Genomic DNA, 24,774 nt, shown 5'->3' with positions numbered 1-24,774 from the left:
TTGCCCGTTTCGCGCAAGCGACCCTAAAGAATATCCATCACGCGATGGGCTTCACGCTGGGCAGGAATTCCCGGCCCCGTTCCACCAGGAATGCCTTGACGGCCGCCGCCGCCGGGGCCAGGCGCTTGTCGGACCGCTTGGCCAGGAACCACTGGCGCACGATGGGCAGGCCTTCCACATCCAGGGGCGCCAGGCGACCGCTTTCCAGTTCCGCGGCGATGGTGTGGGCGGAGATGAAGGACAGGCCCAGGCCGGCCATCACCGCCTGCTTCACCGTCTCATTGCTGCCCACCTCCATGCTGATTGGGGGATGCAGGTCGGCCTGGGCGAAGAACCATTCCATCAGCATGCGGGTGCCGGACCCGACCTCGCGCACCAGGAAGGTCTCATGCGCGAATTCCGCCAGCTTCAGGTGGCGGCGGCCCACCAGCGGGTGGTGCGGCGGGGCGATCATGATGTGCGGGTGGTCGCCGATGGCATGCATGTCCACCTGCAGATCCCTGGGTGGGCGGCCCATGATGGCGATGTCGATGCTGTCGGCCTTCAGCGCCGCGATGACGTCCTCGCGGTTGCCCACCATCAGCGACAACTCGATCTGCGGGTATTCGGCGCGGAAGGCGCCCAGGGCGTAGGGCGCGAAGTACTTGGCGGTGCTGACCACCCCCACCGCCACCCGGCCGCCGGAGAGATTGCGCAGGGCCTCCATCGCGGCGGCACAGTTGTGCAGCTCCGCCTCGATGCGGGTCGCCGTCTCGATGACCTCGCGCCCCGCGTCGGTCGGCTTGAAGCGCTCGCCCAGCCGGTCCAGCAGCGGCACGCCCAGCAGGTCTTCCAGCGCCTGCACCTGCATGGTGACGGCCGGCGGCGTCACGTGCAGGCGTTTGGCCGCCGCCGTCACCGAGCCCGTTTCCGCCACCGCCGCCAGGGCGCGCAGTTGCTTCAGCGTCACGTTGCGCATGGGGTCCTCGGCATCGTTTTCAGGAAAATTGAACCTGGCGCTAAGTTTATTCGAATTTTCTAATGGCGCAATCGTCCGCACACTCCCCCTAACGAACGACACGGGGACGAAGAACCCGGCCACAGCGGGAGGACATCATGGCGGACGCCACGACATTGGCACGGCATCTGGTAGGCTGGAGCAACGCTACTCACAACGGCGCGGCGCATCGGCGGGCGGACGTGGTCCGCACCATCCTGGCCCTGGCCGACGCCGGCCTGGCCATCGCCGACCTGGTGGCCATGGGCCCCCTGGCGGGCGAGATGGCGGCCGTCCGCGGCGAAAGCAACGGCGACACCCAGAAGGAACTGGACCTGCGCGCCCACGACATCGTCATCGACCGCCTGGCCGCGGCCCCGGTGGCGGTGGTGGGGTCGGAGGAGGCCGACGCCCCCGTCTTGCTCAACCCGGCGGGCACGCTGGCGGTGGCCATCGATCCCCTGGATGGGTCCAGCAACATCGAAACCAACGTCTCGGTCGGCACCATCTTCTCCATCCTGGGCGTGGAGGATGCCGGCGATCCGGCGGCCTCGCTGCTGCAGCCCGGGCACCGCCAGCTGGCGGCGGGCTTCCTGGTCTACGGGCCCCAGACCGCCCTGGTCCTGACCCTGGGATCGGGCACCGAGATCTTCTTTCTGGACAAGCGGCCGGTGGCGCCCGTGGTGTCGGTGCAGGCCGGCAACGGCTGGGCCGCGCCGCCCCCGCCCACGCCCACGGCCGAGTTCGTGCGCATGGCCGGCCCCATCACGGTGGCGGCGGAAACCAAGGAATTCGCCATCAACGCGTCGAACCAGCGGCATTGGGCACCCAGCATCCGGGGCTATATCGACGATTGCCTGGCGGGGTCGGACGGACCGCGGGCCAAGAACTACAACATGCGCTGGATCGCGTCCCTGGTGGCCGACGCCTTCCGCATCCTGCGGCGGGGCGGGGTCTATCTCTATCCGACCGACGAGCGCCCCGGCTATCGCACCGGCCGCCTGCGCCTGGTCTACGAGGCCAATCCCATCGCCCTGGTCATCGAGCAGGCGGGCGGGGCCGCCACCGATGGGCGGACCCGCATCCTGGACCTGACGCCCGGCCACCTGCATGAGCGCACGGCCCTGGTCTTCGGCTCACGCGCCGAGGTGGAGCGGGTGGCCGACCACCATGCCGCCCCGCCCATCCTGGCCGACCGCGCCCCCCTGTTCGGGCAGCGCGGCCTGCTGCGCGCCTGACGAAAAGGACCGACAGCATGTCCATCCGCCATCCCATCATTTCCGTCACCGGCTCGTCGGGCGCCGGCACCACCAGCGTGCGCCAGATTTTCGAACATGTTTTCCGACGCGAGGGGGTGAACGCCGTCTGCATCGATGGCGACGCCTATCACCGCTATGACCGCGCCCAGATGAAGCAGGCCATCGCCCAGGCCGACAAGGACGGCGACCACCATTTCAGCCATTTCGGCCCCCACGCCAACCTGCTGGGCGAGTTGCAGGAGCTGTTCCGCCGCTATGGCGACGAGGGCACGGGCCGCACCCGCCACTATGTCCATGACGCGGCGGAAGCGGAGCATTACGGCTGCCCCCGGCACCTTCACCCCGTGGGAGGAGCTGCCGGGCCCCAGCGACCTGCTGTTCTATGAGGGCTTGCATGGCGCGGTGGTGGCCGACGGCTATGACATCGCCGGTCACGCGGATCTGAAGATCGGCGTCGTGCCGGTGATCAACCTGGAATGGATCCAGAAGATCCATCGCGACCGTACCGCGCGGGGTTACAGCACCGACGACGTCATGACCACCATCCTGCGGCGCATGCCGGACTATGTCCGCTACATCTGCCCGCAGTTCACGCAGACGGACATCAATTTCCAACGGGTGCCCACGGTCGACACCTCCAACCCCTTCATCGCCCGTTGGATACCGACCCCGGACGAATCCATCGTCGTCATCCGCTTCCGCAATCCGCGCGGCATCGACTTCCCCTACCTGCTGTCCATGATCGCCGGCAGCTTCATGTCGCGCGCCAATTCCATCGTCATCCCGGGCGGCAAGCTCGACCTGGCCATGCAGCTGATCCTGACGCCGCTGATCCTGCAGCTGGTCGAACGCAAACGCCGCGCCGGCTGAAGGAGGCAGGCATGACCCCGACCCTATCGCTGCGCCAGGTCGAGACCACCCACCCCCAGGCCGACCCCCAGGCCGCCCCCGATCTGGCCGACATGGCCAACGCCGTGCGCATGCTGGCCGTGGCGGGGGTGGAGGCGGCGAAATCCGGCCATCCCGGCATGCCCATGGGCATGGCCGACGTCGCCACCGTGCTGTTCGCCCGGGTGATGCGCATCGATCCCGCCCGCCCCGACTGGCCCGACCGCGATCGCTTCGTCCTGTCGGCCGGCCACGGCAGCATGCTGCAGTACGCCCTGCATCATCTGCTGGGCTACGCCGACATGGGGGTGCAGGAGCTGAAGCGCTTCCGCCAGCTGGGGTCCAGGGCGGCGGGGCATCCGGAATACGGCCACGCCCAGGGCATTGAGACCACCACCGGCCCCCTGGGCCAGGGCATCACCACCGCCGTGGGCATGGCATTGGCGGAGCGTCACCTGAACGCCCGCTTCGGCGACGCCCTGGTCGACCACCGCACCTATGTCATCGCCGGCGACGGCTGCCTGATGGAGGGCATCAGCCAGGAGGCCATCGACCTGGCCGGCCACCTGGCCCTGTCCCGCCTGGTGGTGCTCTGGGACGACAACGGCATTTCAATCGACGGGCCCACCGGCCTGTCCACCCGCACCGACCAGATGGCCCGCTTCGCCGCTTCCGGCTGGGCGGTGGAGCGGGTGGACGCCTACGACCATGAGGCCATCGAGGCGGCCCTGGACCGCGCCCGGGCCAGCGACCGCCCCACCCTGGTCGCCTGCCGCAGCGTCATCGGCTATGGCGCCCCCACCAAGGCCGGCACCTGCGGCGTGCACGGCGCCCCTCTGGGGGCTGAGGAAGCGCAGGCCGCGGCATCGGCCCTGGGCTGGGACAGCCCGCCCTTCACCGTGCCGGACGACATCCGGGACTCCTGGCGTGCCGTGGGCCAGGCCGGCGCGGAAGCGCGCGAGGCCTGGGAGCGGCGCGTGGCCAGCCACCCGGCCCGCGCCGATTTCTGGCGGGTCATGGCGGCGGAGCCGGGAGCGGCCGTGGCCGACGCCCTGGCCGCCTACCGCCAGGAACTGGTGGAAACGCGGCCCCGGATGGCCACGCGCAAGGCCTCGCAGCTGGTGTTGGGGGTGGTGAACGCCGCCACCGACCTGACGGTGGGCGGCTCCGCCGACCTCACCCATTCCAACCTGACCCAGACCAAGGGAATGGGGGTGCTGGACGCCGGCGCTTACGCCGGGCGCTACATCCACTATGGCATTCGCGAGCACGCCATGGCCGCCGTTATGAACGGTCTGGCCTTGCATGGCGGCGTCATTCCCTACGGCGGCACCTTCCTGGTGTTTTCCGACTACGCCCGGGGCGCCATCCGCCTGTCGGCCCTGATGGGCGTGCGCGTCATCCATGTGCTGACCCATGACAGCATCGGCCTGGGGGAGGACGGACCCACCCACCAGCCGGTGGAACATCTGGCCATGCTGCGGGCGACACCCAACCTGCACGTCTTCCGCCCGGGCGACGCGGTGGAGACGGCGGAGTGCTGGGAGCTGGCGCTGACCAGTCCCGGCACGCCGTCGGCCCTGTGCCTGTCGCGCCAGGACCTGCCCACCCTGCGCCGGGACGCCTCCTGGAACCGCAGCGCCACCGGCGCCTACATCCTGCGCGAGACTGACGGCCCGCGCGACGCCACCCTGCTGGCCACGGGGTCGGAGGTGGCGTTGGCGGTGGAGGCGGCGGAGCGCTTGGCCGAAGAGGGCATCGCCGCCGCCGTGGTGTCCATGCCCTGCTGGGAACTGTTCGAGCGGCAGCCGCCCGCCAACCGCGCCCTGGTGCTGGGCTCAGCGCCCCGCATCGGGGTGGAGGCGGCGGTGCGCTTCGGCTGGGACCGCTGGCTGGGCGACCAGGGCGCCTTCATCGGCATGGGGGGCTTCGGCGCATCCGCCCCCGCGCCGGACCTCTACCGTCATTTCGGCATCACCGTCGACGCCATCATGGCCGCCGTCCGCGCCCGCGTCGCCTCCCCTTGAAACCTGAGGAAAACCTGGGACGCGACCGCGTCCGCCGGAGATTTACGGGGAGCCGAAGGCGGACTGGAAATCGAGGATAGCCAAGGGGCGGACGCCCCGCCGGCGCTTGAGGAACACGAAAGGGAACCCCATGGCCCGTATCACCTTGCGTCAGCTCTTGGATCACGCGGCGGAACGCGATTACGGCGTGCCGGCCTTCAACATCAACAACATGGAACAGGGCCTGGCGGTCATGGAGGCCGCCGCCCAGGTGGACGCCCCCGTCATCCTGCAGGCCAGCCGGGGCGCCCGGTCCTATGCCGGCGACATCATGCTGGCCCACATGATCGACGCGCTGGAGGCGCTCTACCCCACCATCCCGCTGTGCCTGCACCAGGACCACGGCAACAGCGAGGCCACCTGCCTGACGGCCCTGCAGCACGGCTTCACCTCCGTCATGATGGACGGGTCGCTGATGGCCGACGCCAAGACGCCAGCACCTTACGACTACAACGTCGACATCACCCGCCGCGTGGCGGAAGCCGCCCATTGGGTGGGCGCCTCGGTCGAGGGCGAACTGGGCGTGCTGGGCAGCCTGGAGACCGGCCAAGGCGAGGCGGAGGACGGCCACGGCGCCGAGGGCGTGCTGTCGCTGGACCAGCTGTGCACCAATCCCGACCAGGCGCTGGACTTCGTGGCCGCCACCCGCGTGGACGCCCTGGCCATCGCCATGGGCACATCCCATGGCGCCTATAAATTCTCACGCCAACCGGATGGCGACATCCTGGCCATGGACGTGGTGGAGGCCATCCATGAGCGGCTGCCCAACACCCATTTGGTGATGCACGGCAGCTCCTCCGTCCCGCAGGAGCTGCAGGACCTGTTCAACGCCTATGGCGGCCAGATGCCCCGCACCTGGGGCGTGCCGGTGGAGGAGATCGTGCGCGGCATCCGTCTTGGGGTGCGCAAGATCAACATCGATACCGACTGCCGCCTGGCCATGGCGGTGCAGTTCCGCAAGACCGCCACGCAGAACCCGGCGGAGTTCGATCCGCGCAAGTTCCTGAAGCCGGCCATGGACGCCATGAAGGCGCTGTGCCGGGACCGCTTCGAACAATTCGGCGCCGCCGGCAACGCCAGCCGCATCACGCCCTTGCCCATGGCCGCCATGGCCAAGCGCTACGCCACCGGCGCGCTGGACCCGCGCCTGGGCAGCACACCGGTCGCGGCCGAGTAACCACCACCACCGCCCCGCCACGCACCTCAACCCTAGGCCCCGACCGGGGCCGCCGGAGATTTCCGGGGAGCGTCAGCGGACTGGAAATCGATAGCCCAAGGGGCGGATGCCCCGCCGGCGCTTGAGGAGGAAGAACATGAACGCGATCGACAAGCGGGACCGCCGCGACCGTTACGCCGCCGGGGTCATGAAGTACCAGGACATGGGCTACTGGCAGCCGGACTACGTGCCCAAGGACACGGACGTCATCGCCGTCTTCCGCATCACGCCGCAGGACGGGGTGGACCCCATCGAAGCGGCGGCGGCCGTGGCCGGCGAATCCTCCACCGCCACCTGGACCGTGGTGTGGACCGATCGGCTGACGGCCTGCGACAAGTACCGCGCCAAGGCGCACAGGGTGGAACCGGTACCCGGATCGCCCGAGAGCTGGTTCGCCTACATCGCCTATGACATGGATCTTTTCGAACCCGGATCGATTGCCAACCTGACGGCGTCCATCATCGGCAACGTCTTCGGCTTCAAGCCCCTGAAGGCCTTGCGGCTGGAGGACATGCGCCTGCCCGTGGCCTACGTGAAGACCTTCGACGGGCCGCCCACCGGCATCGTTGTGGAACGGGAACGGTTGGACAAGTTTGGCCGTCCCCTGCTGGGCGCCACGGTGAAGCCCAAGCTGGGCCTGTCGGGGCGCAACTATGGCCGCGTGGTCTATGAGGCGCTGAAGGGCGGCCTGGACTTCACCAAGGATGACGAGAACATCAATTCCCAGCCCTTCATGCATTGGCGCGACCGCTTCCTCTACTGCATGGAGGCGGTGAACCGCGCCCAGGCGGTGACGGGCGAGGTCAAGGGCACCTACCTGAACGTGACCGCCGCCACCATGGAGGACATGTACGAGCGGGCGGAGTTCGCCAAGTCCATCGGCTCGTGCATCGTCATGATCGACCTGGTCATCGGCTACACCGCCATCCAGTCCATGTCCAAATGGGCGCGGCGCAACGACATGGTGCTGCACCTGCACCGCGCCGGGCATTCCACCTACACCCGGCAGAAGAGCCACGGCGTCTCCTTCCGCGTCATCGCCAAATGGATGCGCCTGGCGGGCGTGGACCACATCCATGCCGGCACCGTGGTGGGCAAGCTGGAGGGTGATCCCGCCACCACCAAGGGCTATTACGACATTTGCCGCGAGGACTTCCTGCCCCAGCGGCTGGAGAACGGCATCTTCTTCGACCAGTCCTTCGCCTCGCTGCGCAAGACCATGCCGGTGGCCTCGGGCGGCATCCATGCCGGGCAGATGCACCAGCTGCTGGATCTCTTCGGTGATGACGTGGTGCTGCAGTTCGGCGGCGGCACCATCGGCCACCCCATGGGCATCCAGGCCGGCGCCACCGCCAACCGCGTGGCGCTGGAAGCCATGGTGCTGGCCCGCAACGAGGGCCGCGACATCGTCAACGAAGGCCCGGACATCCTGGCCGCCGCCAGCCGCCACTGCACGCCCCTGCGCCAGGCCTTGGACGTCTGGAAGGACGTGACCTTCAACTACACCTCGACCGACGCGCCGGACTTTGTGCCGACCGCCAGCGTTGCTGGTTGACGCCCTCAAACGGCGGGCGGCCGCATCCGCGGCCTTGCCTTACGGACCTGACCGGTCCCCAGAGACGTAAATGGCCCGGCAGTCGCCAGCCTCCGGCGGCATGAAAGCCGCCGGTGCACCTCACCTTCGACCGAGGAAATCGTCATGCGCCTCACCCAAGGAACCTTCTCCTTCCTGCCCGACCTGACGGACGAGCAGATCACGGCCCAGGTGCAGTACTGCATCGACCAGGGCTGGGCGGTGAACATCGAGTTCACCGACGACCCGCACCCCCGCAACACCTATTGGGACATGTGGGGCCTGCCCATGTTCGACATCCGCGACGCCGCGGGCGTCATGGGCGAGCTGGCGTCCTGCCGCAAGATCTACGGCGACCGCTACATCCGCATCTCCGGCTTCGACGCCAGCCACGGGTGGGAGAGCGTGCGCCTGTCCTTCATCGTCAACCGGCCCGCCAACGAGCCCGGTTTCGCCCTGGAACGCCAGGAAAGCGACGGCCGGCGCGTCCGCTACACCACTCGGTCCTACGCCACCCAGTTGCCGGAAGGGGAGCGGTATTCGTGATGGCCGCGACCCTCATGGCAATCCCGCCGGACGCCGCCGACGCGGCGCCGGCGGCCCCTGGGGCGGCCCCTGGGGCGGCCCCAGGAGCGGTGGATCTACGCAACGACTTCGAGGCCTCCGGCCTGCCGGAGATCTTCGACCAGCTGGACCGGGAAATGGTGGGCCTGGCGCCCATCAAGGGACGCCTGCGCGAGATCGCCGCCCTGCTGCTGGTGGACAGGGCGCGCCAGCGCTTCGGCTTGGCGGTGGGCGCGCCCACCCTGCACATGAGCTTCACCGGCAATCCCGGCACGGGCAAGACCACCCTGGCGCTGAAGATGGCGGCCATCCTGCACCGGCTGGGTTATGTCCGGCGCGGGCACCTGGTGACCGTCACCCGCGATGACCTGGTGGGCCAATACATCGGCCACACCGCGCCCAAGACCAAGGAGGTGCTGAAGCGCGCAGCCGGCGGCGTGCTGTTCATCGATGAGGCGTACTACCTCTACCGGCCAGAAAACGAGCGCGACTATGGGCAGGAGGCCATCGAGATCCTGCTTCAGGTCATGGAGAACCAGCGTGACGACCTGGTGGTCATCCTGGCCGGTTACGCCGATCGCATGGAGCGCTTCTTCCAGGCCAATCCCGGCTTCCGCTCCCGCGTCGCCCACCACATCGATTTCCCCGACTATGGCGAGGAGGAGTTGCTGGAGATCGGGGAGCGACAGCTGGAAACCATGAACTACCGCCTCAGCCCCCGGGCCCGGACGGTGTTCGCCCAGTACATCGCCCTGCGGCGGGGCCAGCCGCATTTCGCCAACGGCCGGTCCATCCGCAACGCCCTGGATCGCGCCCGCCTGCGCCAGGCCAGTCGCCTGTTCCGGCGTGAGGATGGCCCGCTGTCGGTGGACGACCTGACGGTGATCGAGGCAGAGGACATCCTGGCCAGCCGGGTGTTCGCCGGCAGCCCGGACAGCCAGACGGGAGAGTGGGAGGCGGCGTCATGACCCAGCCCTTGATCGCGCCCAGCATCCTGTCCGCCGACTTCGCCAGCTTAGGGACGGAGGTGCGGGCCATCACGGCGGCGGGGGCCGACTACATCCATGTCGACGTCATGGACGGCCACTTCGTCCCCAACCTCACCATCGGCCCCGCCGTGGTGAAGGCCCTGCGCCCCCACACGCGGCACCCCTTCGACGTGCATCTGATGATCAGCCCGGTCGATCCTTACCTGGAGGCCTTCGCCGAGGCCGGCGCCGACATCATCACCGTGCAGGCGGAGGCCACCACCCACCTGGACCGCACGCTGGAACGTATCCGCGGCCTGGGGAAGAAGGCCGGCGTGGCGCTGAACCCGTCCACGCCAGAGAGCACGGTCGCCTACGTGCTGGACCGGCTGGACCTGGTGCTGGTCATGACCGTGAACCCCGGCTTCGGCGGCCAGTCCTTCATCCCCGCCATGATCCCCAAGATCCAGGCCCTGCGTACGATGATCGGCCGGCGGCCCATCCAGATCGAGGTCGACGGCGGGGTGAACGCCGAGACGGCGCGCCTGTGCGTGCAGGCGGGGGCCGAGGTGCTGGTGGCGGGCTCCGCCGTATTCCGGGGCGGAGCGGGCCGTTATCAGGCCAACATCGCGGCGTTGCGCGGATAGGTGGCAATAGCCCATCACCCCTCTAGCAAAGCAGGCAGGCGGTTAAGAGGGGGACATGACCTATCGTATCCTGACGTTGGACGGCGGCGGGCCCCGGGCCCTGCTGGAGGCCATGTCCCTGGGCGACCTGTCGCCGCTGGCCCAGACCACCCTGGACGATCCGCCCGACACCGCCAGCCTGGAGGCGACATCCTGTCCCAACGCCTGGCCGGTCGGGATCCGGCCGCCTTGGGGCTGGTGCGCCTGAACATCTCCGTCCGGCCGGTGCTGGAAAGCGGGGTGTGGACGGCGCCGCCGGGCTTGGCCGACGGACGTTTCGCCCCGGTGGCGGCCCTGCCGGCCGACGCGGTGGAGCCGGCGCAGATCGCCCTGATCGCGCAACTGGGCCGCGGCTGGATGGCGGCCGACGTGCCCGACCAGCCGCTGATCACCCGCCTGCCGCAGTTGGACTGCGTGCCGGATGACGGCACCTATGGCGAGGCCAAGGCGCGTTGGCTCACCCTCACCCAGGCATGAGGCGCCACAACCAAAAAGACAAAAGATCGGGTGGCGGCACCCGCCTTATGGCATGATGGCCGGGCAGAGCGGGGCGACCGTTCCGGCGGTCGCCGCCCGCGCCAGCAACCGGGAGGAAAGCCTTGTCGCCCTTCGGCGTGTTCGCCTTGGCCGTCCTGGCCTTCGCCGTCGTCCTGGTCTACAGCAGCGTCAAGACCGTGCCCCAGGGCATGGAATACACGGTGGAGCGGTTCGGCCGCTACACCCGCACGCTGAAGCCGGGCCTGGCCATCATCGTCCCCTTCGTCGACCGCATCGGCGCCCGCCAGACCATGCAGGAGGTGGTGCTGGACGTGCCGTCGCAGGAGATCATCACCAAGGACAACGCCATGGTGACGGTGGACGGCGTGCTGTTCTTCCAGGTGCTGGACGCCGCCAAGGCCAGCTATGAGGTGCGCAACCTGGATCGCGCCGTCCTGAACCTGACCATGACCAACCTGCGCACGGTCATGGGCTCCATGGATTTGGATGAGCTGCTGTCGCAGCGCGACGCCATCAACGCCCGCCTGCTGACGGTGGTGGATGCCGCCACCCACCCCTGGGGCGTGAAGATCACCCGCGTGGAAATCCGCGACATCCAGCCGCCCCGCGACCTGGTGGACAGCATGGCCCGCCAGATGAAGGCGGAGCGGGAGCGCCGCGCCCTGATTCTGGAGGCGGAAGGCCAGCGCCAATCCGCCATCCTGCGGGCGGAGGGCGAGAAGCAGTCCGCCATCCTGCAGGCCGAAGGCAAGAGGGAGGCCGCCTTCCGCGAGGCCGAGGCCCGGGTGCGCCTGGCGGAGGCGGAGGCCACCGCCACCCGCGTGGTGTCCGAGGCCATCGCCGGCGGCAGCGTGCAGGCGGTGAACTACTTCATCGCCCAGCGCTACGTCGACGCGCTGAAGGGCTTCGCCGCCAGTCCCAACCAGAAGATCCTGTTCATGCCCATGGAATCGACCGGCATCCTGGGTGCCCTGGGCGGCATCGCCGAACTGGCCAAGGACAGTTTCGCCGGGGCTCCGCCCCCCAGCCAAGCCCGCCCCGCGCCACGCCGCCCGGATCCCCCGGTCCCGCCCCCCACCGGCGGCCCCTGGACCACGCCCGGCAGCTAAGGGAGATCCCCCATGCCCGACCTGGCCGACTGGACACCCCACGCCTGGCATTGGTGGGCGGCGGGCGTCGCCCTGGCGCTGGTGGAAATGGTCACCCCCGGCTTCGGCCTGCTATGGCTGGGGCTGGCGGCGGTGCTGGTGGGCACCGTGCTGTTCCTCATCCCCTCCTTCGCCCTGATGGGCCAGGCGGTGCTGTTCGCCGCGCTGGCGGCCGCCCTGCTGATCGCCACCCGCCGCTGGCTGGGTGGCGCCGGCGGGGGCGGGGAAACAGCGCCCTATCCCCCCTGAACGCCCGCGCCAGCCAGTATGTCGGCCGCGTCCTGACGCTGGAGACGCCCATCACCAACGGCCAGGGCCGCGCCCGCCTGGACGACGGCGCCTGGATCGTCCATGGCCCCGATGGCCTCCCGGCCGGATCCTCCGTCCGCGTGGTGGGGGTGGACGGCACGGCGTTGAGGGTGGAGGCGGCGTAGACGCGCTTACGCCTGCTTCGCCCCCGGCTTGCCCGGTTCCACCACGAAGCTTGCGCGGGTGCTGATGGCGCCGCCGGGGGTGGTGACATGGTCCATGACGCGGAAGTTGGCCGTCAGCTTGTCATGGCCGATGTCGCACATCAGATAGCCGCGCTGGTCGTTCATGAAGCGGATGTGCGGGTTGCCGCGCATGATCTCCTCATGGCGCGGGCGCTTGTCGGCGCCATCGCCGCCGGAGCTGATGGAGGTGCCGACGAATTCGGTGGCGACCACGCCGGCCTTGTCGCTGTGGTAGTCGGTCTTGAGGTCGCCCACGAAGTTCTGGTGCTCATCCCCCGTCAGCACCACCACATTGTTCAGGCGGCGATCATTGAGGTGGCGCAGCAGGCGCTGGCGCGGCTGATGATAGCCTTCCCAGCTGTCCATGTTGTAGATGGGGCCATGCCAGGGCTCGCGGTTCATGGTCATCATCATGACCTGCTGGCCGATGAGGTTCCAGCGGGCGCGGCCGCGGTCCAGCCCTTCGAACAGCCAGCGTTCCTGGTCCTCGCCCATCATCTCGGCGTCGTCGCTGTCCTGCCCCTCGCAGGCGGGCTTGAAGCCGTCGCCGCAGGGCTGGTCGGTGCGGAATTGGCGGGTGTCCAGCAGATGCAGGTCGATCAGATTGCCGAAGGCCAGGCGGCGGTAGATCTGCATGTCCGGCCCCTTGGGCCAGGAGGCGCGGCGCAGGGGCATGTGCTCGAAATAGGCCTGGGCCGCCGCCGCCCGGCGCAGCAGGAAATATTCCGGCGGGGCGATGCCGGCGCCGTCGACGGTGCCGGTCCAGTTGTTGTCGACCTCATGGTCGTCCCAGGTGACCATCCACGGGCAGGCGGCGCGGGCCAGCTGCAGGTCCAGGTCCAGGGTGTACTGGGCGTAGCGGCGGCGATACTCATCCAGGGAATAGGGCTCGTCCCCCAGGTGCCGGCGGGCGGTGGGCTGGGCCAGGCCGCCGTAATAGCGGCTGGTCTCGTGCGTCCGCACCCGATTCTCGTAGATGTAGTCGCCGTAGTGGAAGACGAAGTCCGGCCGTTCCTCCGCCAGGTGGCGGAAGGCGGTGTAGTAGCCGTCCTCGTAATTCTGGCAGCCGACCATGCCCAGGCGCACGCGCTCCACCTTGGCGCCCAGGGCCGGGGCGGTACGGGCGCGGCCCACCATGCTGCGCTCCGCCCCCACGGTGAAGCGGTAGTAATAGTCGCGCCCCGGTTCCAGCCCGCCCACCTCGGCATGGATGGCGTGGCCCAGTTCCGGCCGCGCCACCTCGGTACCGCTCTGGACGATGTTGCGCATGCGCTCGTCCGTCGCCACTTCCCAGTCCACCTCCACCGGGCGCTTGGGCATACCATAGCCGAAGGCCAGCGGTTCGGGCGCCAGGCGGGTCCACAGCACGAATCCGTCCGGCAGCGGATCGCCCGAGGCCACACCCAGCGAGAACGGGTCGTTGCTGAACGCCGCCTGCGCCAGGGCCGAGCCCATGGACGACGGCAGCAGGAAGGCCGTGGCGGCGCTGGCGCCGAAGGTCTTCAGCAGGGCGCGGCGGGTGGCCTCAGGAACGGGGCTGAACCGGGTCATGGGCGGCATCTCGGACGCAGATAGGCTTAAGGGATGGAGAATGCGCGGCAGAGTGCCCGCCGGTGGAACCGCGTTCAACCATGAAAACCTTTGGCGGACGCCCTGTCATGAAAGTGTCGCCAAGACCTTGCAACCTCGACGTATCGTGGGCCGCAACCCTACATGGCGAACCCGCCGGGCTTGCGCCCCATCTTGACCATTTGGTCAGGATCGGCCAGGGTTGGTTCCCGTGCCGTGCCCCCTAAGCCCCCGACTTGCCGGGACCTTGGGAAATGGACTAGGTTTCAGCAGAGCAGGCGGTGCGGCGCATCCCGTTCGCCACCGTCCAAAAGTATGCCCACGGAGGCAGGGACCCTTCATGAGTAGAGCGATCCGTGCGGCGTTGGCGGCGGCCGCCCTGTTGAGCTGCGCCTTCTTCGTCCCTGGGTCCGCCCCCGCCCGCGGGGCGGAGGCTGCCTTCTTTCCCGGCGTAGTTTTCGATTACGGCGGCAAGTACGACAAGTCCTTCAACGAAGGCGTCCTGACGGGCATCGAGCGGTTCCACCGCGAAACCGGCATCAATTACAAGGCGCTGGAGATCAGCAACGACGTCCAGCGCGAACAGTACCTGCGCCGCCTGGCGGAGCATGGCGCCGACATCATCCTGGCCGTGGGCTTCAGCCAAGCGCCGGCGGTGGCCAAGGTCGCCAAGGAATTCCCGGAGATCAAGTTCACCCTGATCGACGGCGTGGTGAAGCTGCCCAACGTGCAGTCCATCCTGTTTTCCGAGCAGGAGGGATCGTACCTGGTGGGCATGCTGGCGGCGCTGAGCAGCAAGACCCACACCGTGGGCTTCGTCGGCGGCATGGACATCCCCCTGATCCGCCGATTCGCCTGCGGGTATGAGCAGGGGGTGAAGGCCGTCGCCCCGGACGACCACATCATCGCCAACATGGTGGGCACCACCCCCGCCGCCTGGTCCGACCCCACCCGGGGCGGCGAGCTGGCCAAAAGCCAGTTCGACCGGGGCGTGGACGTGGTGTTCGCCGCCGCCGGGCAGAGCGGCATCGGCGTGCTGCAGGCCGCCAAGGACGCAGGACATCTGTCCATCGGCGTCGACAGCAACCAGAACCACCTGTTCCCCGGCTCGGTCCTGACCTCCATGGTCAAGCGGGTTGACGTGGCCGCCTACAACGCCATCAAGGCGGCGCGGGACGGCACCTGGCAGGCGGGGGTGCGCACCCTGGGCCTGAAGGAAGAGGGCGTGGGCTGGGCGCTGGATGAGAACAACGCCAAGCTGGTGACGCCGGAGATGAAGGCGGCGCTGGACGCGGCGTCCCTGGAAATCCAGGCTGGGACCCGCAAGGTCGCCAATTACGACGAAACCAACGGCTGCAAGTACTGACAGGCCACCCCATCCACGCCTCGGGGCCCGTTCCGGCCCCCCAAGAACCAGAGACCAGCCGCCCCGTGTCGCAAACCGTTCCCCTCTCCATGCCGCCGCAGCCGGGCCCCTGGGCCGTGGAACTGGTGGGCATCGACAAGCGCTTCGGCCCCGTCCACGCCAACAAGGCGGTTTCGCTGCGGATCCGCGCCGGGTCCATCCACGGCCTGGTGGGGGAGAACGGCGCCGGCAAATCCACGCTGATGAGCATCCTCTACGGCTTCTACCAGGCCGATGAGGGGCAGATCCTGGTGAACGGGGCCGAGGTGCGCATCCGTGAGCCCAAGGATGCCATCGCCCTGGGCATCGGCATGGTGCACCAGCACTTCATGCTGGTGGAGGAATTCACCGTGCTGGAGAACCTGATGCTGGGGGCCGAGGGCGGCGCCCTGCTGAAGGACGGCATCAGGAAGGCGCGGGCCGAGGTGGAGCGGCTGGAAAAGGCCTACCGCCTGGACGTGCCGCTGGACGCCAAGGTCGCCGACCTGAACGTGGGCATCCAGCAGCGGGTGGAGATCCTGAAGGCGCTGTACCGGGGCGCCCAGGTGCTGATCCTGGATGAGCCCACCGCCGTGCTGTCGCCGCCGGAGGTGCAGGACCTGTTCCGCATCCTGGACGCGCTGCGCGCCCAGGGCCGCACCATTCTGATGATCACGCACAAGCTGAAGGAGATCATGGCCATCACCGACGCCGTGTCGGTGCTGCGCCAGGGGGCGGTGGTCGCCAACTTCCACACCCAGGATACCAACGAGGCGGCCCTGGCCGAGGCCATGGTCGGACGGCGCGCCAACCCCGCCGTGCGGCGGCCGGGCGCGCCGGCGGGCGCGCCGCTGCTGACGGTGGAAGACCTCAGCGTGTTCGACGAGCGTGGGGTGGAACGGCTGAAGCACGCCACCTTCCGTGTGCGGGCGGGCGAGATCGTCGGCGTCGCCGGCGTCGCCGGCAACGGCCAGTCGGAGTTGCTGGAGGCGCTGTCGGGCATGACGCCCTTTCAGCGCGGGCGCGTCCACGTCAACGGGCGCGACGTGACGCCGGAGTCGCCCATGGATCCGGCCCAGGCCCGGCGCCAGGGCATCGCCCATGTGCCGGAGGACCGCCTGCGCCGCGCGGTGGTGAAGCCCTTCCCCGCCTTCCAGAACGCGCTGCTGGGCTATCAGGCCGACCCGGCCATGGCCGACGGCCCGCGCCTGAACTGGAAGCGCGTGGCCGCCGCCACCGCCCGGCTGATGGAGGATTGGGACGTCCGCCCGCGCCAGCCATCCCTACGCACCTCGCTCTTCTCCGGCGGCAACCAGCAAAAGCTGGTGCTGGGCCGCGAGATGGAGCGCGACCCCAACGTGCTGCTGGTGGGCCAGCCCACCCGCGGCGTGGACATCGGCGCCATCGAGTTCATCCACCGCCGCCTGCTGGCCATGCGCGACGCCGGCAAGGCCATCCTGCTGGTCTCCGCCGAGTTGGAGGAGATCATGGCCCTGTCCGACCGCATCCTGGTGATGTGCGATGGCGCCATCACCGGCGAGTTGGCGGCCGAGGACGCGACCGAGGGCCTGATCGGCCGCCTGATGGCCGGCATCACCGACGAGACAGAACACGGGTCGCGCGCTGACGCGGCCGGAGGGGCGGCATGAGCGCATCCACCAACAGCGACGGCCTGCCGCGCTGGGCCACGCTGGCCCTGCTGCCGGCCATCAACCTGGGCGCCGCCCTGGTGGTCTCGTCCCTGGTCATCCTGGCCATCGGTCAGGACCCCCTCTCGGCCCTGGCCTTCATGGTCAAGGGGGCGGTGGGCCGCGGCACGGGCCTCAGCTACACCCTCTATTACGCCACCAGCCTGATCTTCACCGGCCTGGCCGTGGCCATCGCCAACCATGCCGGCCTGTTCAACATCGGCGGCGAGGGCCAGGCCTATGTCGGCGGCCTGGGCACCGGCCTGGTGTGCCTGGCGCTCAGCGGCTGGCCCTGGTACGCGGTGCTGCCGGTGGCGGTGCTGGCGGGCGCCCTGTTCGGCGCGGTGTGGGGCCTGGTCCCAGGGTATCTGCAGGCCTATCGCGGCAGCCACATCGTCATCACCACCATCATGTTCAACTTCCTGGCCAGCGCCCTCATGGTCTATCTGCTGGGCGGGCCGCTGATCGAACATGGCCAGATGGCGCCGGAAAGCCGGGAATTCGCCGAAAGCACCTTCCTGCCGGCGGTGAAGGAGATCGCCGCCAGCCTAGGCTACCGCACCAGCACCCTGCCGCTGAACCTGTCGCTGCTCCTGGCGCTCTTATGCGCGGCCGGCGTCTGGTTTCTGATCTGGCACACGCGCTGGGGTTTCCAGATGCGCACGGTGGGCGCCAACGAGGCGGCCGCGCGCTATGCCGGCATCAACGCCCGCACCACCATCGTCATCGCCATGGCCATCTCCGGCGCGCTGGCCGGCCTGGTGGGCATCAACGAGCTGCAGGGCGTGCAGCACCGCGTCACCCTGAACTTCCAGGCCGGCATGGGTTTCACCGGCATCGCCGTCGCCCTGATGGGCCGGGGCCATCCGGTGGGCATCGTCCTGTCCTCGCTGCTGTTCGGCGCCCTGTACCAGGGCGGGGCCGAGCTGTCGTTCGAGTACAATGAGATCAGCCCCCGCCTGGTGGTGGTCATCCAGGGCGTGGTCATCCTGTTCTCCGGCGCGCTGGAGCACATGTTCCGCCCGGCGCTGGTGCGGTTGTTGAAGCCCAGGGCCCCGGCGACCGCCGGCCAGCGCGCTTAAATCCCCGGGGAAGAGATCATGGACGATACCGCCCTGTGGATCGTGTCGCTGCTGGCCAGCACCGTGCGCCTGGCGACACCACTGGTGCTGGCCTCGCTGGCCGGTTTTTATTCGGAACGCGCCGGCGTGGTCGACATCGGCCTGGAAGGCAAGATGCTGACCGGCGCCTTCGCCGCCGCGGCCACGGCCGCCGTCACGGGTTCCCCCTGGCTGGGCCTGGCCGCCGCCATCGCGGCCTCGCTGCTGCTGGCCCTGGTGCACGGCTTCGCCTGCATCACCCACCGGGGCGACCAGGTGGTCGCCGGTGTCGCCATCAACACCATCGCCGCCGGCCTGACCGCCGTGCTGGCCAACGCCTGGTTCGACCTGGGCGGCCGCACGCCCTCGCTGGACGGCGGGCAGCGCTTCCTGGGCCTGCACTTCCCGTTGGCCGAGGCCGTGCGCGGCGTGCCCCTGCTGGGCCGCTTCTATGGCGAGGTCATCGGCGGGCAGAACCTGCTGGTCTACCTGGCGGTGCTGGCCGTGCCCGCCACCTCGTGGGTGGCCTACCGCACCCGCTTCGGCCTGCGCCTGCGCGCGGTGGGGGAGAACCCGGCCGCCGTGGACACCGCCGGCATTTCCGTGCCCTGGCTGCGCTATCGCGCCGTGTTGATCACCGGCCTGCTGTGCGGCGTGGCCGGCGCCTACCTCTCCATCGCGCAAGGCGCGGGGTTCCAGGAGAACATGACCGCGGGCAAGGGCTATCTGGCCCTGGCCGCCCTGATCCTGGGCAAGTGGCGGCCCTACCCCACCCTGGCCGGCTGCCTGCTGTTCGCCGCCACCGACGCGCTGCAGGCGCGGCTGCAGGGCGTGGCCCTGCCCGTGGTGGGCGCCGTGCCGGTGCAGATCATCGAGGTGCTGCCCTACATCCTGACCGTGCTGCTGCTGGCGGGCTTCGTCGGCAAGTCCATCCCGCCCAAGGCGGCGGGCCAGGCCTATGTCAAAGACCGCTGAGCGACCTACATCAAAGCCGGTGGCGATGGCGTGGGTGTAACACCGCGCCTGTAGAGCCAAGGTGGGCCGGAATCCGTCCGGCCCCAGCCGCCTGTTCCCCGATACAGATCAAGGATGCCCCGCCATGCCCGCCTGCCGCCGCCTGGCCGCCCTGCTGTTGACCGGTGCCATGGTGCTGGGAGGCGCCAACGCGGGAGCGCAGGAGGCCAAGCCCGACCAGATCGACGTGCAGATCCTGTCGACCACCGACCTGCACATGAACGTCATGGATTACGACTACTACGCCGACAAACCCGCCCCCGGCATCGGCCTGGTGCGGGTGGCCAGCCTGATCCGCAAGGCACGGGCGGAAAAGCCCAACACCCTGCTGGTGGACGCCGGCGACCTGATCCAGGGCACCCCCATGGGCGACTATGTCGCCCGCGTCCAGGGCCTGGGGCCGGGAAGGTTCCAGCCCATCATCGCCGCCCTGAACCGGCTGGGCTATGACGCCGCCGTCATGGGCAACCATGAGTTCAACTTCGGCCTGGACTATGCCGTGGCGGCGGAGAAGGAAGCGAAGTACCCCGTGCTGGCCGGTAACGTGAACCGGGTGGAGGATGGCCAGCCCCTGTTCCCCGCCGGCGTCATCCTGGACCGCGACTTCACCGACGGCGCCGGCGCCAAGCACACGGTCCGGGTGGGCGTGGTCGGCGTGCTGACGCCCCAGATCGTGCTGTGGGACAAGGACAAGCTGGAGGGCAAGGTCACCACCTCCGACATCGTGGAGGTGGCGGCCAAGACCGCCTGGGATCTGAAGGCCCAGGGTGCGGACGTGGTGGTGGCGGTCATCCATAGCGGCCTGTCGGCGGCCCCCCACCAGAAGATGGCGGAGAACGCTGGCGTCGCGGTGGCCGCCATCCCTGAGGTAGATGCCGTCGTCACCGGCCATGCCCACCGCGTCTTCCCCGCCGCCGACTATGCCGACCTGCCGGATGCCGACATCCCGCACGGCCTGATCCACGGCAAGCCGGTGGTCATGGCCGGCTTCTTCGGCGACCATCTGGGCGTGATCGACCTGATCTTGTCGCCGGAGCCCAAGGCCCATGGCGGCAAGGGTGGCTGGATCGTGGCTGGCGGCCATGCCGAGACGCGGCCCGTTCTCACCCGCGTGAACGGCAAGGCCACGCCGCTGGTGGAGCCGGACGCCGAAGTGGCCGCCATCGCCAAGGACGCGCACCAGGCGACCCTGGATTATGTGCGCCAGCCCGTGGGCAAGAGCACCGGCCGCATCGAGACCTATTTCAGCTTCATCGCCGACCAGCCGGCCTTGGACATTGTGGCGGACGCCCAGCGCCAGTACGTGGCCAAGGCCCTGGCGGGCGGTCCCTACGCCAAGCTGCCCATCCTGTCGGCGGCGGCCCCCTTCAAGGCCGGCGGCAAGCCTGGCCCCGACTATTTCACCGACGTGGCCGCCGGGGAGATCAGCCTGCGCAACGTGGCCGACCTCTACCTTTATCCCAACATCGTCGCGGCGGTGAAGGTGACGGGCGCCCAGGTGCGCGACTGGCTGGAGATGGGTGCCCGCGTCTTCAACCGCATCGACCCGGCCAGGAAGGAGCCGCAGATGCTGGTGAACCGCGCCATCCCCAGCTTCGACTTCGACGTCATCGACGGCGTCACCTGGCGGGTCGACGTGACCCAACCGCCGCGCTTCGGCGCGGACGGCACGCTGGCGCCGGGTGACAACCACCGCATCGTCGACCTGCGCCACAATGGCCAGCCGGTGAAGGACGGGGATGAGTTCATCGTCGTCACCAACAACTACCGTGCCAACGGCGGCGGCAATTTCCCCGGCCTGGATGGCAAGAACATCGTCTATGCGGGAACGGAGACGATCCAGGAAATCCTGGCGGACTATCTGAAGGCCCAGGGCACGCTGATGCCCGCCACCAACCACAGCTGGGGCTTCGTGCCGATCACCGCCCCCGTGACCGTGCTGTACGACACCAGCGCCAAGGCCGCATCCCTGCTGACCCAGTACCCCAACCTGAGCGACGTGGGCCCGGGCGACCCGGGGCTGGAACTGTTCCGCGTCGACCTGTCGCCCACGGCGCTTACCGGCCAGGTGCTGGGCAAATGACGACGGGAAAAAAGGTCTGGCGGGCCTATCTGGCGGGGCCGGAGGTGTTCCTGCCCGATCCGGCGGCGGCGGCCGAGTCCCTGCGGGCCTTGTGCGCCCGCCACGGCATCGTCGGCGTCTTCCCCTTGGACGGCGCGGTGAAGGCGGCCCCGGGCGAGCCGCCGGCCGCCCATGCCGCGCGCATCCGCGCCGCCAACCTGGACCTGATCCGCGCCACCGACCTGGTGCTGGCCAACGCCAGCCCTTTTCGCGGGCCGTCGGCCGACGACGGCACGGCCTATGAGATGGGGTTCGCCACCGCGCTGGGCCGGCCGGTCTTCGCCTACGCCGACACCGACGCCAGCCTGCTGGAACGCACGGGCGCCCATTTCGCCCTGGCCCGGGACGGGGGCGGGGTGTGGCGCGACCCGGAAGGCCGGATGGTGGAGGATTTCGGCCTGGGCGCCAACCTGATGCTGACCGACCCGGTGGTCAGGGCCTGGGGCGTCGCTGGCCCGCACGGCCTATACCAGGGCGCGGAAGCCGCCGTGGCCGCGGCGGCGGCCTGGATCGCGGCCCAAAGTCCGGCCTGAAAAAGGAACAGCCGGGACGTTGCCGGCCCGGCTGTGTCGGTCCTTAACTTTCCACGCGGCGTCAGGCGGCGTTCTGCGACACGCCCATGCGGCGGAACCGGTCACTGTCCAGCACCACTTCCAGTGCCAGGCTGAGGCGGTCGCTGGAGCGGCCGTCGACCAGGAATTCAACATGGGGCGGATGACCCGCCCGCTGGTGGATGGCATGGACCAGCAGGCGACGCTTGGGCAGCTTCACCTCTTCCATCCATTCACCCGGTTTGGGCGGCTCGACCCCGCGCCTAGACAACACCATAGCTTCCCTACTCCTTAACAGCCCCAGGGCCCCTGCTTGCGCGGTACCACCTCATGGGGGTCGGCTCTCGAAACCCGGGCCGTTCGCCGGGCAGCTCGGCCCCGGGGACTGAACCCATGGGCTGTTGCGGTCAGCATAATCCAAATCAAATGCCAGGAGATATAGCTTAGGGGTACGTCATCACCTTGTCACCCGCCATCTTCCCCCGATTTTTTGGCCGTTGACGCCGGAGGAAAAATCCGCGTGGTTCCGAGGGGGCCCCCGAAGTCGTTACGAAATGATAACAAACCTTTCCTGGCTTATGTTTCCATTGGCCTCAGCCAGGCGTCAGCCAGCCGTCCCGCCAGGCGCTGGCGGCCTCGATATCACCCAAAGAGCCAAGCGCGTCGTCCTGATCAAAAGGATTAGACAAAAGGGCGTGCCCCTCGCGCCGGGCGGCACGTCCCATGGCATAGGCGATCAGCGAGAGCCCGGTGAGTTCACGGCCAAGGCCGCCGAAAGCCGGGGATGGAAATGACGACGCGGCGGTGGTGAGGATGTTCATGGAGGGATGTCTTCCTGACTACCGTTTCCGGGTGGGGCCCCAGGAATAGACCCCAGGAATAGACCCCAGGAATATCCGTCATCAGCCGCACCGTCCTTGAGCTGGATCAATCGGTGGGCGATTTGTTCGCCCGCCGATCTTTTCCAAGCCTCAGCCGAAGGCCTGCAGGCCCGTCTGCGCCCGACCCAGCACCAGGGCGTGAACGTCATGGGTGCCTTCGTAAGTGTTCACCGCCTCCAGGTTCAGGACATGGCGGATGACGGGGTATTCGTCGGACACCCCGTTGCCGCCGTGCATGTCGCGGGCGGCGCGGGCGATATCCAGCGCCTTGCCGCAATTGTTGCGCTTCATCAGGCTGATCATCTCCGGCGCCGCGCGGCCCCGGTCCATCAGCCGGCCCAGGCGCAAGGCGCCCTGCAGGCCCAAGGTGATTTCCGTCTGCATGTCGGCCAGCTTCTTCTGGATCAGCTGGGTCGCGGCCAGCGGCCGGCCGAAGGCGGTGCGATTCAGGGTATAGTCGCGCGCCGCGAACCAGCAGGCCTCCGCCGCGCCCATGGCGCCCCAGGAGATACCGTAGCGCGCCTTGTTCAGGCAGCCGAAGGGGCCCTTCAGCCCTACAACGCCGGGCAGCAGCGCCGTTTCCGGCACGATCACGCCATCCATCACGATCTCGCCGGTGATGGAGGCGCGCAGGGAAAACTTGCCCTCGATCTTGGGCGCCGACAGACCCGTCATCCCCTTTTCCAGGATGAATCCCCGGATCTGCCCTTCGTCATCCTTGGCCCAGACGACGAAGACGTCGGCCACCGGCGCGTTGGTGATCCACATCTTGGATCCGGTCAGGACATAGCCGCCGGCCACCCGCCGCGCCCGCGTCTTCATGGCGGCGGGATCGGACCCGGCGTCCGGTTCGGTCAGGCCGAAGCAGCCGATCAGCGTGCCGGCCGCCAAGCCGGGCAGGTAACGTTGCCGCTGCTCCTCACTGCCATAGGCGTGGATGGGATGCATGACCAGGGAGGACTGGACGCTCATGGCGGAGCGGTAGCCGCTGTCCACCCGTTCCACCTCGCGCGCCACCAAGCCATAGCTGACATGGTTCACGCCGGCGCAGCCATAGCCGTCGATGGTCATGCCCAGCAGGCCCAGGGCGCCCATCTCGGCCATGATGGCGGGGTCGAACACCTCATGCCGGAAGGCGTCGCGGACACGGGACGCCAGCCGGTCCTGGCAGAAGGCGCGGGCGCTGTCGCGCACCTGGCGCTCATCCGCCTCCAGCTGGTCATCCAGCAGCAGGGCGTCGTCCCACTGGAAACCGCCCTTGCCCTCATTGCCGCTCGCCATGGGTCTCCCCTCTGATTGGTGTTTGTTAGCCCACATTACAGGGATCCGCATTGCAGGCGGGAAGGTCGGGGCGGTCAAGAACATCCTGCGAACTTGCATTATGCAATGCGTATTTCGACGAACCTATCCCAAGGGCTCGATGCATGTTGCACCGCAAAACCAATAAGAAAGGACCTGTACCGTAGGAATAGGTTAAGGCTCGTTAAGACGCTATTATGTAACCAATTGAAATCAATAGACTTATGGCGATTCGACGGGGTCTTGGCACGTTGCCTGCTTATAACCGGATATGAATGAAACGGGCAAAAGCCCACTCGAACCGATAGGACTTTTCGTCATGATCCGCCGCATCGCCGCCGCCGTCGCCGCCTCCGCCCTGGTGACCACCCTGGTCTCCGCCCCGGCCCTGGCTGACACCTCGGGCACCATCAAGCTGAGCGGCACCGTATCGCTGACCTGCACCGTGGCCGTCACCGATGCCGGCGCCCAGCTGAACATCCTGTCCGGCTCCAGCAACGTCGCCGTCGGCAGCGTGGTCGAGAACTGCAACGACGGCGCCGGCTACACCATCACCGTCGCCTCGGCCAACAACGGCACGCTGAAGTCATCGGCCACCGGCGCCCAGGCCATCAGCTACACCACCAGCTACGACGGCACCAACGGCTCGGGCAGCAGCTTCGCCGTCACCCGCTCCGGCGCCCAGTTCAACAAGACCTCCAACGTCTCCGTCACGGTCCCGGCCAACGCCCAGGCCATCGCCGGCAGCTACGCCGACACCCTGACCATCACCATCGCCGGCAAGTAAGCCGCCAGCGACGGTCACCCACAGGTTCGGGAGAGGGCGCCCC

At 68.6% G+C, this 24,774-nt stretch carries 26 protein-coding genes; 21 read left to right on the top strand and 5 right to left on the bottom strand.

What is annotated here, in order from left to right; genetic code table 11:
* Positions 1-37 precede the first annotated feature (37 nt).
* Positions 38-958, bottom strand: a complete 921-nt coding sequence (locus tag UAA55_RS13590; protein ID WP_322953388.1) for a LysR family transcriptional regulator — start codon at positions 956-958, stop codon at positions 38-40.
* Between the two features lie 137 nt (positions 959-1,095).
* On the opposite strand from UAA55_RS13590, the gene UAA55_RS13585 reads away from it, so the two are divergent.
* From UAA55_RS13585 to UAA55_RS13525, 14 genes are all read left to right on the top strand, one after another.
* Positions 1,096-2,214, top strand: a complete 1,119-nt coding sequence (locus tag UAA55_RS13585) for a class 1 fructose-bisphosphatase (RefSeq protein WP_322953387.1) — start codon at positions 1,096-1,098, stop codon at positions 2,212-2,214.
* Positions 2,215-2,231: 17 nt separating this feature from the next.
* Positions 2,232-2,621, top strand: a complete 390-nt coding sequence (locus UAA55_RS31470) for a nucleoside/nucleotide kinase family protein (protein WP_463667848.1) — start codon at positions 2,232-2,234, stop codon at positions 2,619-2,621.
* Positions 2,530-3,105, top strand: coding sequence for a hypothetical protein (locus tag UAA55_RS13580; protein ID WP_463667847.1), 576 nt, complete (start codon positions 2,530-2,532; stop codon positions 3,103-3,105). Before UAA55_RS31470 ends, UAA55_RS13580 begins: the two co-directional genes overlap by 92 nt.
* 92 nt (positions 3,106-3,197) lie before the next feature.
* Positions 3,198-5,150, top strand: a complete 1,953-nt coding sequence (tkt, locus tag UAA55_RS13575; RefSeq protein ID WP_322954456.1) for a transketolase — start codon at positions 3,198-3,200, stop codon at positions 5,148-5,150.
* Between the two features lie 130 nt (positions 5,151-5,280).
* A complete protein-coding gene (gene fba, locus UAA55_RS13570) occupies positions 5,281-6,366 on the top strand; it encodes a class II fructose-bisphosphate aldolase (RefSeq protein ID WP_322953385.1) in 1,086 nt (361 codons plus the stop codon).
* A 136-nt stretch (positions 6,367-6,502) separates the two neighbouring features.
* Positions 6,503-7,960, top strand: coding sequence for a form I ribulose bisphosphate carboxylase large subunit (locus UAA55_RS13565; RefSeq protein WP_322953383.1), 1,458 nt, complete (start codon positions 6,503-6,505; stop codon positions 7,958-7,960).
* 144 nt (positions 7,961-8,104) lie between these two features.
* Positions 8,105-8,524 carry a ribulose bisphosphate carboxylase small subunit gene (locus tag UAA55_RS13560; RefSeq protein ID WP_322953381.1) on the top strand — a complete coding sequence of 140 codons (420 nt, stop codon included), beginning with the start codon at positions 8,105-8,107 and terminating at the stop codon, positions 8,522-8,524.
* A complete protein-coding gene (gene cbbX, locus UAA55_RS13555) occupies positions 8,524-9,510 on the top strand; it encodes a CbbX protein (protein WP_322953380.1) in 987 nt (328 codons plus the stop codon). Before UAA55_RS13560 ends, cbbX begins: the two co-directional genes overlap by 1 nt.
* Positions 9,507-10,157 (top strand): ribulose-phosphate 3-epimerase, encoded by a 651-nt coding sequence (gene rpe, locus UAA55_RS13550; RefSeq protein WP_322953377.1) that lies wholly within the window; start codon positions 9,507-9,509, stop codon positions 10,155-10,157. The genes cbbX and rpe overlap by 4 nt, the downstream gene beginning before the upstream one ends.
* Positions 10,158-10,212: 55 nt before the next feature.
* Positions 10,213-10,404 (top strand): hypothetical protein, encoded by a 192-nt coding sequence (locus UAA55_RS13545; protein WP_322953375.1) that lies wholly within the window; start codon positions 10,213-10,215, stop codon positions 10,402-10,404.
* Complete coding sequence (locus tag UAA55_RS13540; protein WP_322953374.1) at positions 10,386-10,673, top strand: hypothetical protein; 288 nt, start codon at positions 10,386-10,388, stop codon at positions 10,671-10,673. The genes UAA55_RS13545 and UAA55_RS13540 overlap by 19 nt, the downstream gene beginning before the upstream one ends.
* A gap of 122 nt (positions 10,674-10,795) precedes the next feature.
* Positions 10,796-11,803 carry an SPFH domain-containing protein gene (locus UAA55_RS13535; protein WP_322953372.1) on the top strand — a complete coding sequence of 336 codons (1,008 nt, stop codon included), beginning with the start codon at positions 10,796-10,798 and terminating at the stop codon, positions 11,801-11,803.
* Positions 11,804-11,815: 12 nt separating this feature from the next.
* Positions 11,816-12,091 (top strand): NfeD family protein, encoded by a 276-nt coding sequence (locus UAA55_RS13530; RefSeq protein WP_322953370.1) that lies wholly within the window; start codon positions 11,816-11,818, stop codon positions 12,089-12,091.
* Positions 12,040-12,276, top strand: coding sequence for an NfeD family protein (locus tag UAA55_RS13525; RefSeq protein ID WP_322954455.1), 237 nt, complete (start codon positions 12,040-12,042; stop codon positions 12,274-12,276). Before UAA55_RS13530 ends, UAA55_RS13525 begins: the two co-directional genes overlap by 52 nt.
* Positions 12,277-12,282: 6 nt before the next feature.
* Here UAA55_RS13525 and UAA55_RS13520 read toward each other — a convergent pair whose 3' ends face one another.
* Positions 12,283-13,887: an alkaline phosphatase D family protein gene (locus UAA55_RS13520; protein WP_322953367.1), complete on the bottom strand. Its 1,605-nt coding sequence runs from the start codon at positions 13,885-13,887 to the stop codon at positions 12,283-12,285.
* Between the two features lie 358 nt (positions 13,888-14,245).
* On the opposite strand from UAA55_RS13520, the gene UAA55_RS13515 reads away from it, so the two are divergent.
* The 6 genes from UAA55_RS13515 (at position 14,246) to UAA55_RS13490 (ending at position 21,746) form a co-directional block, all read left to right on the top strand.
* On the top strand, positions 14,246-15,271 hold the full coding sequence (locus tag UAA55_RS13515) for a BMP family lipoprotein (RefSeq protein WP_322953365.1): 1,026 nt from the start codon (positions 14,246-14,248) through the stop codon (positions 15,269-15,271).
* Between the two features lie 65 nt (positions 15,272-15,336).
* On the top strand, positions 15,337-16,938 hold the full coding sequence (locus UAA55_RS13510) for an ABC transporter ATP-binding protein (RefSeq protein WP_322953363.1): 1,602 nt from the start codon (positions 15,337-15,339) through the stop codon (positions 16,936-16,938).
* Positions 16,935-18,059, top strand: coding sequence for an ABC transporter permease (locus UAA55_RS13505; protein ID WP_322953361.1), 1,125 nt, complete (start codon positions 16,935-16,937; stop codon positions 18,057-18,059). Before UAA55_RS13510 ends, UAA55_RS13505 begins: the two co-directional genes overlap by 4 nt.
* An 18-nt stretch (positions 18,060-18,077) precedes the next feature.
* Positions 18,078-19,052 carry an ABC transporter permease gene (locus tag UAA55_RS13500; RefSeq protein WP_322953359.1) on the top strand — a complete coding sequence of 325 codons (975 nt, stop codon included), beginning with the start codon at positions 18,078-18,080 and terminating at the stop codon, positions 19,050-19,052.
* Between the two features lie 124 nt (positions 19,053-19,176).
* Positions 19,177-21,174, top strand: a complete 1,998-nt coding sequence (locus UAA55_RS13495; protein WP_322953357.1) for a bifunctional 2',3'-cyclic-nucleotide 2'-phosphodiesterase/3'-nucleotidase — start codon at positions 19,177-19,179, stop codon at positions 21,172-21,174.
* Positions 21,171-21,746, top strand: coding sequence for a nucleoside 2-deoxyribosyltransferase (locus tag UAA55_RS13490; protein ID WP_322953356.1), 576 nt, complete (start codon positions 21,171-21,173; stop codon positions 21,744-21,746). The genes UAA55_RS13495 and UAA55_RS13490 overlap by 4 nt, the downstream gene beginning before the upstream one ends.
* A gap of 61 nt (positions 21,747-21,807) precedes the next feature.
* Here the strand turns inward: UAA55_RS13490 and UAA55_RS13485 are convergent, their stop codons facing one another.
* From UAA55_RS13485 to UAA55_RS13475, 3 genes are all read right to left on the bottom strand, one after another.
* Positions 21,808-22,041 (bottom strand): hypothetical protein, encoded by a 234-nt coding sequence (locus UAA55_RS13485; RefSeq protein ID WP_322953355.1) that lies wholly within the window; start codon positions 22,039-22,041, stop codon positions 21,808-21,810.
* Between the two features lie 316 nt (positions 22,042-22,357).
* A complete protein-coding gene (locus tag UAA55_RS13480) occupies positions 22,358-22,585 on the bottom strand; it encodes a hypothetical protein (protein ID WP_322953353.1) in 228 nt (75 codons plus the stop codon).
* Between the two features lie 150 nt (positions 22,586-22,735).
* Complete coding sequence (locus tag UAA55_RS13475) at positions 22,736-23,926, bottom strand: acyl-CoA dehydrogenase (protein ID WP_322953352.1); 1,191 nt, start codon at positions 23,924-23,926, stop codon at positions 22,736-22,738.
* 337 nt (positions 23,927-24,263) lie between these two features.
* Between UAA55_RS13475 and UAA55_RS13470 the strand changes: the two genes are divergently transcribed.
* Positions 24,264-24,731 carry a Csu type fimbrial protein gene (locus tag UAA55_RS13470; RefSeq protein WP_322953351.1) on the top strand — a complete coding sequence of 156 codons (468 nt, stop codon included), beginning with the start codon at positions 24,264-24,266 and terminating at the stop codon, positions 24,729-24,731.
* Positions 24,732-24,774 lie beyond the last annotated feature (43 nt).

The organism is Nitrospirillum guanabarense (assembly GCF_034653355.1).
Classification (GTDB): domain Bacteria; phylum Pseudomonadota; class Alphaproteobacteria; order Azospirillales; family Azospirillaceae; genus Nitrospirillum.
The sequence above is the reverse complement of the archived record's forward strand: the minus strand, read 5'-3'. Positions and strand labels throughout refer to the sequence as shown.

Excerpts from the sequence above, each read along its gene's own strand:
- UAA55_RS13590 (WP_322953388.1), bottom strand. The coding sequence starts at position 958 with ATGCGCAACGTGACGCTGAAGCAACTGCGCGCCCTGGCGGCGGTGGCG.
- UAA55_RS13585 (WP_322953387.1), top strand. The coding sequence starts at position 1,096 with ATGGCGGACGCCACGACATTGGCACGGCATCTGGTAGGCTGGAGCAAC.
- UAA55_RS31470 (WP_463667848.1), top strand. The coding sequence starts at position 2,232 with ATGTCCATCCGCCATCCCATCATTTCCGTCACCGGCTCGTCGGGCGCC.
- UAA55_RS13580 (WP_463667847.1), top strand. The coding sequence starts at position 2,530 with ATGACGCGGCGGAAGCGGAGCATTACGGCTGCCCCCGGCACCTTCACC.
- tkt (WP_322954456.1), top strand. The coding sequence starts at position 3,198 with ATGGCCAACGCCGTGCGCATGCTGGCCGTGGCGGGGGTGGAGGCGGCG.
- fba (WP_322953385.1), top strand. The coding sequence starts at position 5,281 with ATGGCCCGTATCACCTTGCGTCAGCTCTTGGATCACGCGGCGGAACGC.
- UAA55_RS13565 (WP_322953383.1), top strand. The coding sequence starts at position 6,503 with ATGAACGCGATCGACAAGCGGGACCGCCGCGACCGTTACGCCGCCGGG.
- UAA55_RS13560 (WP_322953381.1), top strand. The coding sequence starts at position 8,105 with ATGCGCCTCACCCAAGGAACCTTCTCCTTCCTGCCCGACCTGACGGAC.
- cbbX (WP_322953380.1), top strand. The coding sequence starts at position 8,524 with ATGGCCGCGACCCTCATGGCAATCCCGCCGGACGCCGCCGACGCGGCG.
- rpe (WP_322953377.1), top strand. The coding sequence starts at position 9,507 with ATGACCCAGCCCTTGATCGCGCCCAGCATCCTGTCCGCCGACTTCGCC.
- UAA55_RS13545 (WP_322953375.1), top strand. The coding sequence starts at position 10,213 with ATGACCTATCGTATCCTGACGTTGGACGGCGGCGGGCCCCGGGCCCTG.
- UAA55_RS13530 (WP_322953370.1), top strand. The coding sequence starts at position 11,816 with ATGCCCGACCTGGCCGACTGGACACCCCACGCCTGGCATTGGTGGGCG.
- UAA55_RS13520 (WP_322953367.1), bottom strand. The coding sequence starts at position 13,887 with ATGACCCGGTTCAGCCCCGTTCCTGAGGCCACCCGCCGCGCCCTGCTG.
- UAA55_RS13515 (WP_322953365.1), top strand. The coding sequence starts at position 14,246 with ATGAGTAGAGCGATCCGTGCGGCGTTGGCGGCGGCCGCCCTGTTGAGC.
- UAA55_RS13505 (WP_322953361.1), top strand. The coding sequence starts at position 16,935 with ATGAGCGCATCCACCAACAGCGACGGCCTGCCGCGCTGGGCCACGCTG.
- UAA55_RS13500 (WP_322953359.1), top strand. The coding sequence starts at position 18,078 with ATGGACGATACCGCCCTGTGGATCGTGTCGCTGCTGGCCAGCACCGTG.
- UAA55_RS13495 (WP_322953357.1), top strand. The coding sequence starts at position 19,177 with ATGCCCGCCTGCCGCCGCCTGGCCGCCCTGCTGTTGACCGGTGCCATG.
- UAA55_RS13490 (WP_322953356.1), top strand. The coding sequence starts at position 21,171 with ATGACGACGGGAAAAAAGGTCTGGCGGGCCTATCTGGCGGGGCCGGAG.
- UAA55_RS13485 (WP_322953355.1), bottom strand. The coding sequence starts at position 22,041 with ATGGTGTTGTCTAGGCGCGGGGTCGAGCCGCCCAAACCGGGTGAATGG.
- UAA55_RS13480 (WP_322953353.1), bottom strand. The coding sequence starts at position 22,585 with ATGAACATCCTCACCACCGCCGCGTCGTCATTTCCATCCCCGGCTTTC.
- UAA55_RS13475 (WP_322953352.1), bottom strand. The coding sequence starts at position 23,926 with ATGGCGAGCGGCAATGAGGGCAAGGGCGGTTTCCAGTGGGACGACGCC.
- UAA55_RS13470 (WP_322953351.1), top strand. The coding sequence starts at position 24,264 with ATGATCCGCCGCATCGCCGCCGCCGTCGCCGCCTCCGCCCTGGTGACC.